Origin of the sequence: Nonomuraea corallina (assembly GCF_027620315.1) — a bacterium.
GTDB classification, from domain to species: Bacteria; Actinomycetota; Actinomycetes; order Streptosporangiales; family Streptosporangiaceae; genus Nonomuraea; species Nonomuraea corallina.
In genome coordinates this window covers 36,162-52,826 of record NZ_JAPNNL010000005.1, presented here as the reverse complement: position 1 = coordinate 52,826, position 16,665 = coordinate 36,162, and the positions used below count along the sequence as shown (strand labels likewise).

General features: G+C 64.4%; 23 protein-coding genes. 6 read left to right on the top strand and 17 right to left on the bottom strand.

Annotated features, from left to right (window positions below):
- Position 1: 1 nt before the first annotated feature.
- Both OUY22_RS02440 and OUY22_RS02435 read right to left on the bottom strand, forming a co-directional pair.
- A complete protein-coding gene (locus tag OUY22_RS02440) occupies positions 2-406 on the bottom strand; it encodes an RDD family protein (protein ID WP_270153035.1) in 405 nt (134 codons plus the stop codon).
- A 30-nt stretch (positions 407-436) separates the two neighbouring features.
- Positions 437-1,387 (bottom strand): hypothetical protein, encoded by a 951-nt coding sequence (locus OUY22_RS02435; protein ID WP_270153034.1) that lies wholly within the window; start codon positions 1,385-1,387, stop codon positions 437-439.
- 587 nt (positions 1,388-1,974) lie between these two features.
- Here OUY22_RS02435 and OUY22_RS02430 point away from each other — a divergent pair.
- Positions 1,975-2,343 carry a hypothetical protein gene (locus OUY22_RS02430; protein ID WP_270153033.1) on the top strand — a complete coding sequence of 123 codons (369 nt, stop codon included), beginning with the start codon at positions 1,975-1,977 and terminating at the stop codon, positions 2,341-2,343.
- Positions 2,344-2,407: 64 nt separating this feature from the next.
- On the opposite strand, the gene OUY22_RS02425 is transcribed toward OUY22_RS02430, so the two are convergent.
- The 10 genes from OUY22_RS02425 to OUY22_RS02380 all read right to left on the bottom strand — a co-directional run bounded on the left by OUY22_RS02425 (position 2,408) and on the right by OUY22_RS02380 (position 8,327).
- The gene (locus OUY22_RS02425) at positions 2,408-3,136 is read right to left on the bottom strand and encodes a tyrosine-type recombinase/integrase (protein ID WP_270153032.1); all 729 of its coding nucleotides are present in this window, start codon (positions 3,134-3,136) and stop codon (positions 2,408-2,410) included.
- On the bottom strand, positions 3,030-3,680 hold the full coding sequence (locus OUY22_RS02420; protein WP_270153031.1) for a tyrosine-type recombinase/integrase: 651 nt from the start codon (positions 3,678-3,680) through the stop codon (positions 3,030-3,032). Before OUY22_RS02420 ends, OUY22_RS02425 begins: the two co-directional genes overlap by 107 nt.
- Positions 3,677-3,856 carry a helix-turn-helix domain-containing protein gene (locus tag OUY22_RS02415; protein ID WP_270153030.1) on the bottom strand — a complete coding sequence of 60 codons (180 nt, stop codon included), beginning with the start codon at positions 3,854-3,856 and terminating at the stop codon, positions 3,677-3,679. The genes OUY22_RS02420 and OUY22_RS02415 overlap by 4 nt, the downstream gene beginning before the upstream one ends.
- Complete coding sequence (locus OUY22_RS02410) at positions 3,849-5,204, bottom strand: replication initiator (RefSeq protein ID WP_270153077.1); 1,356 nt, start codon at positions 5,202-5,204, stop codon at positions 3,849-3,851. Before OUY22_RS02410 ends, OUY22_RS02415 begins: the two co-directional genes overlap by 8 nt.
- Before the next feature lie 133 nt (positions 5,205-5,337).
- Positions 5,338-5,460 (bottom strand): hypothetical protein, encoded by a 123-nt coding sequence (locus OUY22_RS02405; protein ID WP_270153029.1) that lies wholly within the window; start codon positions 5,458-5,460, stop codon positions 5,338-5,340.
- 4 nt (positions 5,461-5,464) lie between these two features.
- Positions 5,465-5,626, bottom strand: coding sequence for a hypothetical protein (locus OUY22_RS02400; RefSeq protein ID WP_270153028.1), 162 nt, complete (start codon positions 5,624-5,626; stop codon positions 5,465-5,467).
- Positions 5,627-5,642: 16 nt separating this feature from the next.
- Positions 5,643-5,987: a hypothetical protein gene (locus OUY22_RS02395; protein ID WP_270153027.1), complete on the bottom strand. Its 345-nt coding sequence runs from the start codon at positions 5,985-5,987 to the stop codon at positions 5,643-5,645.
- Between the two features lie 16 nt (positions 5,988-6,003).
- The gene (locus OUY22_RS02390; protein ID WP_270153026.1) at positions 6,004-6,666 is read right to left on the bottom strand and encodes a DUF2637 domain-containing protein; all 663 of its coding nucleotides are present in this window, start codon (positions 6,664-6,666) and stop codon (positions 6,004-6,006) included.
- 19 nt (positions 6,667-6,685) lie between these two features.
- On the bottom strand, positions 6,686-8,005 hold the full coding sequence (locus tag OUY22_RS02385) for an FtsK/SpoIIIE domain-containing protein (protein WP_270153025.1): 1,320 nt from the start codon (positions 8,003-8,005) through the stop codon (positions 6,686-6,688).
- Positions 7,998-8,327 (bottom strand): SCO3933 family regulatory protein, encoded by a 330-nt coding sequence (locus OUY22_RS02380; protein WP_270153024.1) that lies wholly within the window; start codon positions 8,325-8,327, stop codon positions 7,998-8,000. The genes OUY22_RS02385 and OUY22_RS02380 overlap by 8 nt, the downstream gene beginning before the upstream one ends.
- A gap of 110 nt (positions 8,328-8,437) precedes the next feature.
- Here OUY22_RS02380 and OUY22_RS02375 point away from each other — a divergent pair, with 110 nt between their 5' ends.
- Positions 8,438-8,806, top strand: a complete 369-nt coding sequence (locus OUY22_RS02375) for a winged helix-turn-helix domain-containing protein (RefSeq protein ID WP_270153023.1) — start codon at positions 8,438-8,440, stop codon at positions 8,804-8,806.
- Here the strand turns inward: OUY22_RS02375 and OUY22_RS02370 are convergent.
- Together OUY22_RS02370 and OUY22_RS02365 are read right to left on the bottom strand one after the other, a co-directional pair.
- The gene (locus OUY22_RS02370) at positions 8,766-8,957 is read right to left on the bottom strand and encodes a hypothetical protein (RefSeq protein ID WP_270153022.1); all 192 of its coding nucleotides are present in this window, start codon (positions 8,955-8,957) and stop codon (positions 8,766-8,768) included. The genes OUY22_RS02375 and OUY22_RS02370 overlap by 41 nt on opposite strands.
- Entirely contained in the window at positions 8,954-9,163 is a 210-nt protein-coding gene (locus OUY22_RS02365) for a hypothetical protein (RefSeq protein ID WP_270153021.1), read from the bottom strand. The genes OUY22_RS02370 and OUY22_RS02365 overlap by 4 nt, the downstream gene beginning before the upstream one ends.
- A gap of 147 nt (positions 9,164-9,310) precedes the next feature.
- Between OUY22_RS02365 and OUY22_RS02360 the strand changes: the two genes are divergently transcribed.
- Together OUY22_RS02360 and OUY22_RS02355 are read left to right on the top strand one after the other, a co-directional pair.
- Complete coding sequence (locus OUY22_RS02360; protein WP_270153020.1) at positions 9,311-10,051, top strand: helix-turn-helix domain-containing protein; 741 nt, start codon at positions 9,311-9,313, stop codon at positions 10,049-10,051.
- Positions 10,051-10,527 carry an NUDIX hydrolase gene (locus tag OUY22_RS02355; RefSeq protein WP_270153019.1) on the top strand — a complete coding sequence of 159 codons (477 nt, stop codon included), beginning with the start codon at positions 10,051-10,053 and terminating at the stop codon, positions 10,525-10,527. Before OUY22_RS02360 ends, OUY22_RS02355 begins: the two co-directional genes overlap by 1 nt.
- Here the strand turns inward: OUY22_RS02355 and OUY22_RS02350 are convergent.
- The 3 genes from OUY22_RS02350 to OUY22_RS02340 form a co-directional block, all read right to left on the bottom strand.
- Positions 10,495-11,061 (bottom strand): HD domain-containing protein, encoded by a 567-nt coding sequence (locus tag OUY22_RS02350; protein WP_270153018.1) that lies wholly within the window; start codon positions 11,059-11,061, stop codon positions 10,495-10,497. The two genes, OUY22_RS02355 and OUY22_RS02350, sit on opposite strands and share 33 nt — an antisense overlap.
- 82 nt (positions 11,062-11,143) lie before the next feature.
- Positions 11,144-11,617, bottom strand: coding sequence for a GntR family transcriptional regulator (locus OUY22_RS02345; RefSeq protein ID WP_270153017.1), 474 nt, complete (start codon positions 11,615-11,617; stop codon positions 11,144-11,146).
- Positions 11,601-11,954, bottom strand: coding sequence for a hypothetical protein (locus OUY22_RS02340; RefSeq protein ID WP_270153016.1), 354 nt, complete (start codon positions 11,952-11,954; stop codon positions 11,601-11,603). The genes OUY22_RS02345 and OUY22_RS02340 overlap by 17 nt, the downstream gene beginning before the upstream one ends.
- A gap of 155 nt (positions 11,955-12,109) precedes the next feature.
- On the opposite strand from OUY22_RS02340, the gene OUY22_RS02335 reads away from it, so the two are divergent.
- Positions 12,110-12,838, top strand: a complete 729-nt coding sequence (locus OUY22_RS02335; RefSeq protein ID WP_270153015.1) for an XRE family transcriptional regulator — start codon at positions 12,110-12,112, stop codon at positions 12,836-12,838.
- A 399-nt stretch (positions 12,839-13,237) separates the two neighbouring features.
- A complete protein-coding gene (locus OUY22_RS02330; RefSeq protein WP_270153014.1) occupies positions 13,238-16,564 on the top strand; it encodes an NACHT domain-containing protein in 3,327 nt (1,108 codons plus the stop codon).
- Positions 16,565-16,665 lie beyond the last annotated feature (101 nt).

Genomic DNA, 16,665 nt, shown 5'->3' with positions numbered 1-16,665 from the left:
GTCAGCGGAGATCAGCGGTTCGGACGATGCGCAGGCCGGCGATGTCGAGATGGTCCACGTCGCTGCCCGTCAGCATCAGGAAGGGGGAGATAGCGATGTAGAAGAAGCCCCAGAGCCAACGGCGGGTGGCCTGCCCGAGTCCCGGCTTATCGCGATCGGAGGTACGGATGAGACGAAGCCCGCCGATGAGCTTGCCGATGCTGCCGCCGGTCAGGACCGTCAAGACGACGTGATTGCAGAAGGACACCAGGAGGAGTGCACCGATCGCGGCAACCCAGAAGTTGGAGGCCCGGCCGAGCAGTTCGCCTCCGATGGCTCCGGCGCCGAGCGCGAGAAGGCCGTCCGTCCAGATGGGGACGATGCGCCGGTTGCTACTGGCCAGAGGAGGCGCGTTGGTAGGTGCCATGATGCCTCCGTACCTCGATCAACGGGTGACTCACCAGAACTTGAGCTTCTCGACGAAGCTTTTCGCGCCTTCCCACGCCTTGCCCACCCCTGCCTTGATGTCGTCTCCCCACTTGTCCCACGCCCAACTGCCGAGGAAGTAGGCGCCGGCCACGCCGAGTGCGACCCATCCCGCCACGGGGACGGCGGCGGCCACGGCGGCCGATGCGCTGAGCGAGGCGGCGATCCCCGCACCACCCATGACCGCGACGGCACCGCCGGCCTGCACGACGCCCATGCTGCGGTCCACCCAGCCTTGCGTTCCCTCGTGCGTAGGCAGCACGGCTTCCTTGACGCCGGTGACGACGGCGGCCGGCAACATGATCCGTGCCAACACCCCTGCACCGGGCGGATTCTTGACCAGGAGCTGCGCGCCGGGGACGCGCAACCGTTGCATGGCGGCGGAGACCGTCTGCTGCCACTTCCAGGGCTGCTTGTACAGGTCCCGAATTTTCTGACGCTTGAGCACTTCGATGATCAGCTCGGACAGCTTGCGATTTCCGGGGAGAGCACCCATGTAGCGGCGGATGTCATAGACAGCCCGTGCCGCAGCGACGTTCCTGCCCTGCGCCCACCGTTTATGCAGTTGAACGGCAGCTTCCACGCCACTGATCACCGAAATGACCTTGAGCGGCCTGGTCACATTCTGTCTTTGCTCCTTGTACTTCTTCCAGAGGTCGAGGATGCCGGTCATGCTGGCGAACAACAACACGCCTTCCGGGTCCTGTTCGAGGAGCCCCACACGGCGCCGGATGTCCTTGGCCTGGTCGTCTGCCCAGGTGGCCCGAGCCGGAAATGTGGCGAGGCGGCTGGAATCGCCGTTCCAGCGGTCTAGGAGCCGCCGGATCACTTGGCCTTGAACGACGAGGGATCCGCCCGCGACCTCGGCAGCAGCGGCCAGGTTTCGGGCTTGGTCGGGCTTCAGGCCGACGAGACTCATCATGTCGAGATTAAGGCGATGCGCGCGCAGTGACTGCTATCCGTACCGATTTGGCATACAACTCAACACAGCGTGGCGAGTTCGACAACCCCGTCGCGACGGGCTGAGGCCGTGACGATCGCGGACTTCGGTGCCCACCTCACGGGCTGGGGCGATCGCCGCCAAGGCCCTCCTTCGTCGGGCCTCGGCACTGGGCGTAGCGGTACCTGTGACGGCAACGCTGACGGCAACCTCGGCCACCAAGCTCACACGACGAGCACCGCGGACGACTGACTAGCTCCTGGTCGGGACTGAGGACCACGGTGATTGCTACACCTGAAAAGCGGAAGGTCGGCGGTTCGACCCCGCCCCTGACCACCTCAACTGACCAGCAAGAATGCCCCGAACGGATCATCGTTCGGGGCTTTTTGGTGTCTGGTGACAGCAACAGTGACAGCAACGTCCAGTAACAGGGCGCTTGTAGAGCTCGATGCACTCTTGTCGAACAGTGCAACGCAACTGGCAAGGGTGACCCAATGGGCTTATTTCGCCGCAAGGGTGTCCAGACTCCTCCGCCTAAGGTGCAGCAGGCATGGCAGAGGATTGACGAGATGGCTGCTGACTTCTGGACGAGCGTCCCAAGCACCTACCCGAACGGCAGCGCGTTCCCCGCGGCAGAGCCATATGGGCAGGTCGTAAGACTCGCGAAGTTCCTGATCGCCTCTCCACACCCGGAGGCTGCAGATCTCACGAAGTTCTGTGTCAAGGTGCTGGCTTGCTTTAGCCAGGCTGAGGAGCCGGAATCACATCGCGCCAGTCTTGCCGTAGAGGCACTCTATGTACGCAAGGCCCTATTGGCAGCGGGTCTTGAGCAGCAGGAACGCGCTTTGTCCGATGCCCTCCTGCTACTTCTCGACTACCACGAGCAGTCAGGCCACGAGGTTGTTCTCGATCTGGATAAGGACGGCAACCGAGTCTAGGCACGAGCTAATGTGCCGCCGCTCCGTGAGCGGTACGTTGCTCACGGAGCCGCAACCACTCGCGCTATGCGAGCGTCTCACTCAACCTGGCGAGCGCTTGACGCTTATCGTCAAGCGAGGCGTGGGCATAGATGGTCATGGTGACCTCGATGTCGCTGTGGCCGACGATGTCGCGGACGACCTGGGGCGGAACGCCGAGGTTGAGCAGGAGCGTCACGCAGGTGTGGCGGAGGTCGTGGAACCTCATATCGCCGAGGCCGGCGGCCTTGCGGATCGCTCCCCAGCTTCGCCGTAGGTTGTCCGGCTCCATCGGGGTACCGCAGCGTGACGGGAAGACGAGGCCGTGTTCCGTCCACTCCTCCCAGCGGTCCGAGCGTTCGGCGAACTGCTTCCTTCGGTGCTCCCGCAGGGCCTCCACGCAGATGGGCGGCAGCGGGACAGTCCGCTCCGAGTCGGAGGTCTTGGGGCGAACGAACTGGAGGCGGCCCGCGACCCGCTGGAGGCTCTGGACCACTTCCAGCTTGCCGGCCTCAAGGTCGACGTCCGCCCAGCGGAGCCCGAGGAGCTCCCCGCGGCGCAGGCCAAGGCAGAGCGCCAGGACGTACAGCGCGTAGAGCCGGTGGTCCCGAGCGGCCTTGAGGACAGCACGCGCCTGCGGGACGGTGAGGCCGCGATTGACCTTGTACTTAGGCACCGGGACCTTGACGAGCTTCGCGACGTTGCGAGCGATGATCTCCTCTCGTACGGCGCACTCCAGGGCGTTCCGAAGGACCGCGTGGATGGACTGGACCATGCGCGTGGACAAGCGGGAGTCGCAGCACTGACCGCCCTTGAGGGCGCAGCACACCGGCTTCTCGCGGGAAGCGTCCCAGCCGTTCCGGCAGCACTGACATTCGGAGCGGACTCGGTTGATGAAGAGGCGGACGTCCTGGGCGTTTGAGCTTGCCCAGGCGCTTCTTGCCCAGGCCGGGGATGAGGTGGAGCCGGACGACGCCCTCGTACCCCTGGTAGGTCTTGGGGCGCCGCTCCTGGCTGACGATGTTCTTCAGCCAGTAGTTCATGAAGTCGGCCAGCGTCCAGTTCTCCGAGGAGACGGGGATGCCCTCGTCGGCCTGGCGGAGAAGCTCGGTCAGCTTCTTCCGGGCGTCCTCCTGGGTCCGCGCCGAACCCTGAACACGCTTCACGGTTCCGGCGGTGGTCTGGACGAAGGCGGCGTACCCGTAGCGGCCATCCTTGCGGGGCCAGATGCTTCCCTCACCGTTGGAGCGCTTGCGGATGCGGCGGCCGGTCCGGCGCTTCGGCTCTTCCTCCGGGGTGCCGACCGTGGTCTTCGTCATCGCGCCACCTCCACGAGGGTCCTGATGCAGTCGGCGAGGGCGTCAGCCGGAACGAGGCGGCGGCGGCCGATCTTGATGGTCTGGAGTTGGTTGGAGCGGATGAGGACGTAGAGGGTCCAGCGGCTGACCCGGAGGCGCTGGGCGGCCTCATCGACGGTGAGCACGAGGTCATCCATGAGGGGCCGCCTCTAGATCCGTTGGCCCGGTAAGGCTCATACCGGTCAGGGCAGCGACGAGGAGTTGATCGCCGAGGGAGTGACCCTTGCCCGCGTACTCCCATTCGCTGATCACGAGGACGGTGTCTTCGTCGAAGAGGGGCAGTCTGCCGGTGGTGATGTCGTTGTCGCGTGCGTGCTGTTCGCGGGCGGCTCGGAGTTCGCCGAGGGTGGTGGAGTAGCGGCGGGAGCGGGTGGAGAAGTGGCCGCGGAAGCCAAGCATGTGCGCCCAGTCCGTCAGCCGCAGCTCTGCCAGCTCGGGGAGGGCGCCGAGGCGGAGGCAGGTGGAGATGAGGCGGCGGGCGTGGTCGCGCAGGTTGAAGGCGTCCAGGGTGTCGGTGGAGTGGATGCGGCGGTCCAGCGTGCCGACGCATTCGGCCGCCTTGGTGGCGTACTTGGCGATGTAGCCCGCGACGGCCTGCTCGGTGAGGTCGCCGTTCAAGGTGATGGGGCGGATGTCGAGCTGAGCACCCCACCGCAGGACAAGGTAGGGCTTGTCGTCGTGGGCGGGCGCGGTTGCTGATACCGCACGGGCCGCGTGCCCAACAGCCAAGGTCAGGGTGTCGGTGGTGGCCCAGTCCGGTGGCGGTGTGGTGGGTCCGTCCGGGCCGTCGAGGCGGATCACGGCGTGGAAGTGGACGACGCCGCGCCGCTGGTATTCGGCGACCTTGGCGAAGGACAGTCTCAGGTGGCAGGGCAGTTCCTTGAGGGCCAGACCGCCGGCCTTGGCGAGGGCGCGGCGCAGGGAGTCGGCGAAGCGCTTCCACAGCAGCGGCGCGAGGGCGTTGAACAGGACGCTGCCGGTGTAGTCGTAGCAGTCCGGGCACAGCGGTTCGCCGAGACGAGGGTCATCCTTGCCGTGCCGTTCCATGCAGGACATGACGCGACCGTGCGGGCAGGTCTCGGCCTCGCGGCGGGCGTGACAGGGCTGCACCTTGCCGCCGTGCTCTCGGCGGGCGTGGACCGCGCCGAAGGACGGGGCGGTGAGCGTGACGAACAGCGTCGGATGTGCGGTGACGGTTTCCGGCACGCCCTTGCCACCGATTAGGCCGGCGCGGATGAGTTGGTAGGTGTCGGCGCGGTAGGTCTCGGCGCAGGCCGGGCAGCGGGAGGCGCGGCGGGTCTTGCACGGCACGCGCAGGATGCCGTCAGGTTCGGTGCGGGTGGTGTAGCGGTGGAGCAGTGCTCCGGTGGCGCGGTCGTAGTGTTCGACCTTCCCCCGCAGGTGGATGGGTTGGCGGCAGCCGCCGGTGTTGCGGATCTGGGATGCCCAGCGGTCGTAGTCGTCCCGGTTGAGGCGCTTGATCATGCCGGTGATGGCGTGCGCGTTGGCATGGGTTGCGGGCAAGATGGAGACCTCCTCTCACTCGTTCGGGTGATGGGGATGGCCCCCGACCTGGCGTGTGTCTTGGCGGATGTGCGGCCAGGCCGGGGGCGCTGTGCTATGCGCCGTGGTTGTCGATGCCGGTGCCGTCGCAGTCGGTGCACCGGTCGCCTTCGCCAGTCAGGCCGGTGCCGCCGCAGGTGCAGCAGCGGTAGCGGATCACCGGCAGCTCATCGGTCACAGGGTCACCTCCTTTCACGTGGGCGGGTGGTCAGGTAGACGCGCCAGTGGTGCGGCTTACCTCGGTCGGGGTAGGCGCGGGACACGGCGTAGACGGTGAAGTGCAGACGCAGCCGGAACAGGGCGTCAACGATCTCGGCTCGGGTGCCGTCGATACGGATGCGCATGAGCGGGTTCTCCTGGTCAGGTGGCGGGCGTGAGGTCGTCGGGCTGGATGCAGTCGCGGTAGCTGTTCTGGGCGTCGTAGCGGGCACGGGCCGGGGCGAGGATGGCCACGGCGCGGTACTCGACGGGGCCGAAGAAGCGCGAGGTGGCGTAGTGGCCGTGCGGAAGGTCGTCGGCGTCGAGGGGCGTGCCGATGCGGGCGGCGATCTGGTCGATCTCGGCGCGGTTGTCGTCGTCGCTGGTGTGGCGCGCGAAGAAGTGCACGGTCGCGGTTGCGGCGATGGGGACGCCGGGGTTGGTCTCCAGGAACGCGGCCAGCTCTCGCAAGCCGTTGATGAGGGCGTCGCGGTGGTGATGGGTCATCGATGCGGGTCTCCCTTCAGGCGGTGCGCAGGGTGCGCAGCAGGTCGGCGGCGAGCTGGTTGGACACGCCGAGGTGTGAGCGGAGCGCGTCGCGGGTGATCGGTCGGCCGTGTTTGGCGTGGTGGTCGTCGGCGACGCGGCGGGCGAAGTCGACCAGGGCCGGGGCGAGGTCGCCGTCCCGGTCATGCTGGGCGTCGTCCTGGTCCAGGCTGTCGTGCGGGACGAGGCGCGGGAGCGGGGACGGAGCCAGGACGGGCGCGGGCGAGGCCGCCGGGACGGTTGACGGCTCAGGACGGGCGTGGGTGGCGCGGCGTTCCAGCATCGAGACGGCGATGAGGAAGGCCGCGGCCGGGGTGGCGGCGGTGATCCAGCCCCACACGGTCGGCTCGGCTTGGGCGAGGTTGGCGGCCAGGGACAGGACGATGCCGCCGGTCAGAACGAGGACGGGCCAGGCGAGCACGCCCCGCGAGCCTTTGCCGGTCTTCTTGTCGCGTTGGCGTTCGCGGGCGGCCATGACGCAGGTCAGGTCGATGCAGACGGCGACGGCCCAGGCCATCCAGCCGGTCTGGCCGTGCTCGGTGGCGGTGTCGCGGATGTGGGTGAACGATCCGGCACCCGCGATGACGGCCAGGACGAGAACCGGGCCGGTGTCGAGCAGCCAGCAGGCCAAGCGTCGCATCGTTCCTCCCTTCATGGGTTCAGGCGGTGATGGGCTCGGGCAGGTGGGCGGTGATCTCGTCCCAGGCCGGGGCGAGGTGGGCGTGAGTGCGGGCGGCGTGCTCGGCGGTCTGCTCGGTGACGTAGAAGGAGCGTGCGCGGTACCACTGGCCGTCTTGTGAGGCGACGATCGCGACGCCCGGCGTCTCGGAGGCGATGGCGCGGGCGGAGACCAGGGCGGCAGGGTCGAGGTCGCCGAGGGTCATGGTCGCGGTCTCCGGGTCGTTGACCCGGTGACAGATCCGGCCGGAGCACTGGGCGCGTAGGGCGGTTACCCCCGGCCCCAGGTCGGAGCCGATCCTTTGGCCGCAGCAGAACAGGTAGAGGCCGAACGCCCGCCCGAGCTGCGCCACCCGCAGCAGTGCAGTCGAGCTCTTAGCAATCTCGTCCTTCTCCGACTTGTCAGCCATCAGGTACAGCTCGGCCAGCTCGTCGACGAGGACCACGACCGGGACGGGGCGGATGGCGGGCGGGAGTTGCCAGATGTTGCGGGCACCGGCCTGACGGCACAACCCCATCCGGTCGATCATCAACCCGACCAGGTCACACAGCAGGTCGACGGACTCGGCGCGGGAGGTGGCCAGCGCCGATAGGCGGGGCGCGTACGGGGTGAACTCGACTCCGCCCTTGAGGTCGAAGCCCACCAGGGCGACCGGTTGTGGGGCGAGGCCGACGATGAGCGCGTTGGCGAGGTTCGACTTCCCGGACTGCGTGGCCCCGGCGTTGAGCCAGTGCGGCACCGTACGGAAGTCGATGACCCAGGGCTGGCCGGTCTCCAGCCGTCCGACCGTCACCTTCAGCAGCTCCGGGGAGGCCGGGAGGTCGTTGACCTTGACCAGCGGGTCGCGCTTGGTCGCCATCAGCACCACGCGGCCGGGCCGGGGCGACGACACTCGCACTGCGTGCACGCCCCAGGAGTGCGCGAGGCGTTCGGCGGCGTCGGCGTAGTCGCCGGGGGTCTGGCCTTCCAGGGTGTGCAGGGTGACGCGCCAGCCGTGTCGGGTCGGCTTGGGCAGCCACATGAACGGTTTGGTGTCGACGGCGACCCGCTGGAACCGGCGGCGGACCTTGACCAGGCCGGTGGAGGCGATCGCGCCGGGGACGGTGGTGAACCACCAGCGTTGCCGCTTCTTGGTCAGGCCGCAGCCGAGCGCCACCCGCCGCCACGAGGTGCGGACGGACAGGGCGACGAGGGGGAAGCCGAGGGCGAGCCAGAAGGAGGGGTAGTGCCAGCGGCGCCAGGCCCACAGCCCCGCCGCGACGGCGGCCAGGACTGTGAGCATCAGGAGCGTGTCACGCATCGGCGGCCTCCCGCACGGGAAGGAGCGCCGTAGCGCGGTAGGCGATGCCCCAGCGGCCGGCGATCTCCCAGACGTAGCCGAGCAGGCCGACCGCGTTGACCTGGTCGCCGACGCCGATGGGCGGTTCGCCGGTGGTGCCGATCTTGACGAGTTCGATCCGGCCGAACTCGTCTTCGACGGAGACGGTGACTTCGTAGATGGTGTTGCCGTTCTTGTCGGTTTTGATCTCGCCGGTGTCGCGGTTGAGGACGCGCGGGCGGGGTGCTTTGACGCAGGTGATGGCGAGTTTGCTGACATCCACGGGGATTGGGACGGAACGCATGGGTGGTGACCTCCTCTTTCGTCGTGAGCAACATAGTTAACCTAGTTGGCTCGGTTGTCAATGTTCCCTCGGTTGGCCAGGTCGAACATTCGTGGTGAGATAGAAGGGCGATGGTCAGAAACACCGGGCAGCCCGCCTACCTCCAGATCGCCGACGACCTGCGCGCGCAGATCCGCGGCGGCTCTCTGGCGCCCGGAACCCCGCTGCCGTCCACGACCAAGCTCGCCGAGCGGTACGACGCGTCCCTGTCGGTGGTGAAGCTCGCCGTGGGTGTGCTGCGTACCGAGGGTCTGGTGATCGGCCAGCAGGGCAAGGGCGTGTTTGTCCGCGAGGCCGGCGAACTTCCGCCGGACCCGAAGGCCGGCGACGAGCTGGCCGAGTTGCGCGCCACCGTGCAGGACTTGGCTGTCCGGCTGGCGAAGGTCGAAGAGCAGTTGGCTACGTCCACGACACGCCGTTCCGGACGTAGCAGCCGGTAACCCGCCGCGCCAGCACCGCCGACGCCCCATCCGGGTTCTGCCGCAGGCTCAGCCGCTTGTCCTCACGGCGGATGCCAACCAGCACCGCCACGTACCCGACCAGCAGCGCGACGCCGATGACTCCGGCGATGATCAGCGGGATCAGGGTCATGACCAGATCACCCCCGCCGAGGCCAGGCCGCGCGGAGCGCGCGGGGAACGACGGGTCTCGTCGCGCCGATGCCCGTCGCGCTTGCGCTTGGCCACCTGCCGCTTGATCCACCGGTCACGGGAGCGGCACTTACGGCACCGGCTCTGGCCCTCGTCGAGGTGTGCGCCGCAGGCGCAGATGGGCTCGGGGTAGATCTCGTGACTCATGTCCGATCGCCTCCTTCGGTTCGTCGTTCGTGCTTGCGAACCGAGAATGCGACGGAGTGTCAGGACGAGATCACTACACGACGGGACATGTTCAAGACGTCCGGCCTACGATGGCCAGGTCCCCGGACGTCCCACGGAGCGGGAGAGATGGCCAACGAACGGCTACGCGCGGCCCTGCTGCGAAAAGGCGTGTCCATCGCCGATCTGGCCCAGGCCATCGAGGTCGATCCCAAGACGGTCGAGCGGTGGGTGACCAAGGGCCGTGAGCCGTACCGTAAGCACCGCTTTGCCACGGCTTCATACCTGGGAGTGGACGAGGCCTACCTGTGGCCGGAAGCGCTCAGCCCCGAACAGGTGACCTCCGCCTCACGAAGCGAGATCATCGCCGTCTACCCGCACCGCTGGTCGGTGCCCCGGGACATCTGGGGACGACTGTTCAGCGCGGCATCCCAGGACATCGGCGTCCTGGTCTACAGCGGGCTCTTCCTGGCCGACGACGGCGGCATGGTCCGGCTGTTCGGAGACAAGGCCCGCGCCGGGGTCCGGGTGCGCATCCTGCTCGGAGACCCCGACAGCGCCGAGGTAGCCCAGCGCGGGGCTGATGAGGAGAGCGGCGACGGCCTGGCCGCCCAGATCCGTAACGCCCTGGTGCTGTACCGGCCGATCAGCGGACTGGACAACGTCGAGATCCGGATGCACCGCACGGTGCTGTACAACTCGATCTACCGCGCCGACGACGAGTTCCTGATCAACACCCACGTGTACGGCAGCCGCGCCGGCAATGCCCCCGTGCTCCACCTAAGCCGGGTGGCCGGAGGCGACATGGTGGCCACCTACGCCGACAGCTTCGACAAGGTATGGGACCAGGCCAAGCCGGTGGAGCAGTGATGGCACGACGCATCGACTTCTACGACGACCCGGAAGCACCCAAGCCCAACAGCCTCGTGCCGTCCGTCAACGTCATCGTCACCAACCAGGCCGGCGACCTGCTGATGATCCGCCGCACCGACAACGACAACTGGGCCGTCCCCGGCGGCGCGATCGACCTGGGCGAGTCCATCCCCCAAGCCGCCATCCGCGAGACTCTCGAAGAGACCGGCATCACCTGTGAGATCACCGGCCTGGTCGGCACCTACAGCGACCCCCGCCACGTCATCCTCTACACCAGCAACAGCGAGGCCCGCCAAGAGTTCTCCCTCGTCCTGACCGGCCGAGCCGTCAGCGGCCAGCCGACACCGAGCGACGAGTCGCGCGAAGTCCGCTGGGTACCCCGCGACCAGGTGGCGGGACTGAAGATGGATCGGTCGATGCGGATGCGGATCGAGCACTACCTAGCCGGCACCGGCCTGCCGCACATCGGATAGCGCCGACTCCACCGCCCGCACCGACGACACGATGCACGGCGTCGCAGCAGCGATCGACCGGCTCACCACGTGCTCGGGACCGTACCGGGAGTGAATCTCCGCCAGCCGATCGCGCACGTCCAGATGCCGCCCATCCGGATCGGTGGTCATGTCGCAGTACGTGAGCGCCCGAGCCAGGTCTGGCCGCTCCTGGTCGAATTCCTTGGCCAGGACGTCGAGCAGGTTGCGTTGCCGGGCCTCGTTGTCCGCGCAGGAGTGGTAGGCCACCAGGCGGCACAGCCGCTCATCGGCCCCGGCCACGTCGCGCAGGTAGCGGGCGCCGTCGAGCTGGTGCATGCCGGTGTCGATGAGGTCCGGGGCGTAGCCGATGTCATGCAGCAGGCACGCGGCGATCAGGATGTCGGTGTCCGCGCCGAGGATCGGCCCCAGGGTCTCGGCCTGCTCGGCGACCCCCTGGGTGTGTGCCCAGCGCCGGGGCAGCTCCGCCTTCAGCAGGTCCTTGGCCAGGCCGTATGCCCACTCGACTTGTCCCACGTGGTTCACGATAGGCGGCAAGGGTGCCCGTGAATCCAGAGGGCGAGGCGAGACGTCCTCGGACGTCTCGCCAGCGGGTGTGTTAATCGCGGACGAAACGGCCCCGGCCATGCTCGGCCACGATCAGCCCCTCGTGTTCCAGGACGGCCAGGGCTTGCCGCACGGTGTTGCGCGAGGTGGCGAAGCGGCGGCGTAGCTCGGCCTCGCTCGGCAGCGCAGCGCCGGGGGCGAGGTCGCCGCGCTGGATCTGCTCGCGCAGGGTCGCGGCGATCTCCTGGTACCGGTACGAGGTGGTTCCGGCCTGCCCGGCGACCACGCGGCCCTTGGACGGGACGGTCACCACAAGCCCCTCGTCCTCCAGGAGGGCCAGGCCGCGCCGGACGGTGTTGCGGGCGACGCCGAATGTCCGGCACAGCTCCGCCTCAGAGGGCAGGACCGTGCCGGGCGGGAACTGGCCCGTGTGGATCTGGTCGCGGATGCGGCCGGCGATCTGGGGGTAGGCGCGCCCGCCGGTCAGCCATCGGCGCTCGGCCATCGTCTCAGCCGCGGTGGGCATCGAGGATGTGGTCCAGGTTGATGCTGAGTTCGCCCTGCTCGCCGTCGTGCCAGCCGTCGCGGGCGGCCTGCTCGATGCGGTCCACCGCGCCGGCCATCTGGAGGAAGGAGACCCGTTCGTCGCCGCGGTCGCCCCAGTAGAACCAGCAGAACGACAGGTGCACGAACACCCGCCGCATCCGGCCCCGGATGTCGGTCACGTCCAGGGCGGGGCGGCCGTCGGCGGTGATGATGAGCACCGCCGTGACGTCCCATGCGGACAGGTGCTTGCCAAGTGCGGCCAGCAGCCGTTGGGCGTAGGCGCGCTGCTGGTCCTTGATCGTCTTGCTCGTCTGCATGCCGAGTCTCCCTGACGTCGGTGCGGGGTTCGTGTGCTGTGGGTCGAGGTTCGCGCCGGCGAGTAGGGCGGGAACACCGCAACTTGGGGACGTCTAGGGACGTCTGGTGTTAACGTCGCAGCACAGGGTCACCTTCCGGAAGGGGTAGGCCGGTCGTGAACGACAACCTCCGCTATGCACTAGCTGCCGCCCGGCTCAGCGCCACCGATGTGGCCGCCGCCCTGGCCGTCGACCCCAAGACCGTCGCCCGCTGGCTTCAAGGCCGCATCCCCTACCCGCGTCACCGTTGGGCCGTCGCCGATCTCCTCCACGTCGACGAGGCCGACCTATGGCCGGAGGTCGCTCCACGACACCAGGCACTCGTCGAAGGCGTCAAGGCGATTTACCCGCACCGCTGGACCGTCCCCCAAACGGTTTGGCGCAACCACTTCAGCGCTGCCCGACGCGAGATCGGGATCCTGGCCTACAGCGCGTTGTTCCTCGCCGAGGACCGGGCGGCTCTCGACATCCTCACGGCACGGGCCAAGGCCGACGTGAAGGTCCGCATCCTTCTGGGTGACCCCGAGGGGGAGGCCGTTGCTCAGCGGGGAGCCGACGAGGGCATCGGCACCGAGGTGATGACCGCAAGGGTCAAAAACGCGCTCGCACTGTATCGGCCCCTACTCGATGTCCAGGGCGTCGAGATCCGGCTACATCGCACGGTGCTCTACAACTCCGTCTACCAGGCCGACGACGAACTGCTCGTCAACACCCACGCCTACGGCACGCCAGCAGCCAACGCCCCAGTCATGCACCTCATGGGCGGCAACGAGGAAGGGCCAGCAGCAACTTACCTCACGAGCATGATCCGGATCTGGGCCACCGCTCAGCCCTGCTACCAGTAGCTCAAGCACCACCCGACACAGCTGCGGGCAGCCCAGAAAGCAACTTATCTGTTCGTCATCAAGGGCAGCCCGCCTGCGGCGAGCTGCCGCGCCGGGCGGTCGCTGGCCGCGCTGCGGCTCTCCGGCCGGTCGCGACCAGCACCGCCCACGCCTATATGGCACAGAACGACCCTATAAGTGACAAAGAGCGAGGAGATGGTGACTTGAGTTGTCTGCGGCTAGGTGGCACAGTAGCAATGAGAATGTGGCAGAAGCATAGGTCTGGATTTGATGCGGTTGCGGGGCACGCTATAGATCTTCAGTGCGCTTATACGAAGACTATGATCCAAGCTACATATCGGCTGAAACTTGCGCTGCAGGATAGAGCAATACGGAACCGTGCATAGTACCGGAGATTGAATGAAACGAGATCCAGCGCTGACGTACCAAGGCGCACTCAGCATTCTCGGCCATTATGAACGCCCGACTATCGAGAAGCTCGACAGGCTTCTCGGAGGCGTGATCATGTCTGGTGGCATGGCGGCGGGGGCACTTGCTATAGGAGCACCAAGCCTGGCGCCGTTAGCAGGACTAGCAGCCGTCTGGGGTTGGGTTGATCAGAAAAATGAAGCTATGGGTTTGCTCAGAAAGGTGATAAACAAGGTTTCAGATCATCTACTTGGAACCAATGGGTACGAACGCCATCAACTAATTACAGCGGCGCACACTACCATAGTAGCAGCTGCGTTCTTCGATGCCCTGCACGAATGGGTTGGCGACAAGTCAGACCATTCTCTTTCTCTACGTGATGACGAGCAAGAGATGCTTGTCACTGGAAAGTGGCGAGACTCACGAGAAAACTTCTTGGACGCTATATATAGTACGGTGGTGCCTGCTCCTTCCGCTATTCGTGGATTCGAAGAAAATGCTGCGGAAGTAAGCAGATGGCTGAAGCAAACCTGTGAGCGTTCGATTCGATTTCTAGAAGGGCTACAAATCTGGGCGGAGATATCTAAAAAGTCACCGCCAGAGACCGTGGTTGATCGTGCCGTTGAGAAGTACAGGACGAACTTCATAAAGCTAGCTGCTAGCGTACCCGAATTCCTGGTCTGGGCAAGCATGCATGAGCATGCTGCAACTCGTTACCAGATGCGCGCCATTCAAGCTGATCTTCAGACGGCACTTGACAGTAAGAGCGTAGCCTTGAGCCGCATCGAGCAATTGCTGACTGTGGCAGCTGGCTCAAGCCGTTCGGGTAACCGCGAACTGATGAACGTAGTAAGCCGTGCAAACAAGGGAGCTCTCGCCGATTTAATTGTCCCCATAGACATGGCGAAACAGCAGGAGCCAATCAGCTTTCCAACCGTCGGGCAGATATATGTAGACCCGCATTGCAGGATGGCACGCTACGGGCCCAGCGCACGGCCCTCAAGCGACGAGTGGTGGGAAGATCAGTCGATACAAGACAATATAGATCTGATTCTCACGGCCCATGTAACCAGCGTCGACGCAACAAGACTCCCCCTGGTGGTGCTGGGCCACCCTGGAGCCGGCAAAAGTCTCTTTACGAAAGTTCTTGCAGCGCGCCTACCTGTTCAATCCTATACAGTCGTTCGCGTACCGCTGAGGAGAGTCAGCGCTGACGCCCCGATATTCGAGCAAATACAACAAGCGCTCGATTTGTACACTCACAAGCGAGTCGAGTGGCATGAATTAGCCGATACAAGCCAAGCGACAATTAGAGTAGTGCTTCTCGACGGGCTAGACGAGCTGCTCCAGGCATCAGCTCTACACCGATCAAGCTATCTGCTAGAGGTGGCAGAATTCCAGCGCCGCGAGGCCGAACAACAGCGCCCGGTGGTGGCAATTGTTACGTCACGTACTCTTGTAGCAGACCGTGTCGAAATCTCAGAGGGAACTCCGCTACTTAGGTTGGAGGAATTCGACGATAATCAAATCGCATCATGGCTCCAAATTTGGAGGGAGGAAAATGCATCCTTGATTTCGGAGGGCAAGTTGGGCGTACTTTCGCCCGAAGGAGCACTTGGTCTGCGTGAGCTATCATCTCAACCCCTACTTCTAATGATGCTCGCCCTCTACTCCTCGGACCCGTCCTCTCACCCTCTGGACATCGATGTGTCCAGTTCTGATGTTTATCGTCACCTACTAGAGAACTTTCTTACTCGAGAAGTGCGGAAGCGACACAAAACCATCCCTAACCCTGATCAGAAACGCGAGGGGGTCAATGACGGTTTATGGCAACTGTCGATAGCTGCGTTTGCTATGTTTAACCGAGGCAGGCAGGATGCAACCGATATCGAACTTGGAAACGATATAGCTGCGCTAAGCGGCAACCGGTCAATGAGTATTGATACTGCCACGCTAGGTCGGGAACTGGTAGGAAAGTTCTTCTTCATCCATACAGCAGAGGCTCAGATTGAAGGCTTGAGAACCACAAGGAGGAGCTACGAATTTCTTCATGCCACCTTTGGTGAATACTTGGTAGCTGCACAGATTATCAAGACGCTCAAGGGCATGTCATACACAATCAATGAATTGCGACGCGGCGCGACTGAACTCAATGACGATCTACTATTCGCGCTATTGTCTCATCAACCTATCGTTACACGAGGGCAAATAGCATCATTTGTGTCTGAAATCTTTCGCGCCATGCCCTCGGAAGAAAAGCAAAATATACTACAGCTCCTAGGAGTGCTTCTAGCCAATTGCCGACAACGCCACCCATCGGAGCGATACAGTGAGTATCGCCCTCTACCTTTAGACAGAGTACGGCAGATTGGTGCCTACAGCGCCAATCTGGTGCTTCTGCGTCTCGCAATTGCCGAAACGGTAACATCATTAAGCAGCATTTTCCCGACAGAAAGTAACCCACGCGCTTCCTGGGTATCATTAGTCAATTTATGGCGAGGCAGCTTAGATCAAAGTGGCTGGAATGCCATTTTGGACACACTCAGTCTTGACGGCGACAAAGTTGACGTCGGATCGCAGATCCCTGGCTCCGACTTTCAGCACGCCTCTTATGCGCGTTTAATCGGAGATTGCAGGCTTGAGTCCTGGGTTCGTATTGGCATGGCCGTCCAGGATGGTGCTTTCTATGGCGACGGAAATGAGAACATCGTCGATCTCATTGAGCCTTGGATCGCATCCCTTATGATTCCTTTTCGCCGACGCCAATCGGGCGCGAGAATCATGCTCCCGTACGAACTGGTTGGAAACAGAAAGGAAGTCTCAGCTGCACTTGATGCCGTAGACATTATACTGAAGCTGGGCAGTCACGCTATTCAATCCGACGCTCTTGTCACCTTGATTAAATGGAGGATCTCTCACCGAGCGATTCGGCATGTGGATCCGTATGCTATAGCATGCGCTATCTGGTCACACCCAAGATTGGTAGTGGACGTTCCTAGTATCGCAGACCCTGAACTGTACAATTCTGCTGCTGGAACAGCGCTAATAATGCTTCTAGCGGAATACCGATCGAGCGGTTCTCTCAGAGAAGCTTTGAAACGGCTTCGTGAGCAGATCGAGTGCAGCGACATCGGCAGCACTGAAGGTATTCAGCTAGATACTTCTCGACCGGAATTTATGCTAGCAGCCGACCTCTTGGAGGCATTCCTTTTGCGTGGTCGCGGTCATGTCCGAACGGAAATTCTTGAAAACAGAAAGTCCGTTCGACCTGCTACTGACGTGTGGATCAATGACCCCACTAGACGTGAGCTACTGTAGCTACGGTCCTATGAGCCACCTTAGCCTCGTTCTTTCTCGACCTTGAGGTGGTCGGCTGAGGTCTTCGGCTGGAGGTCGATTGGCCCGCTGTGGTCAGCGTG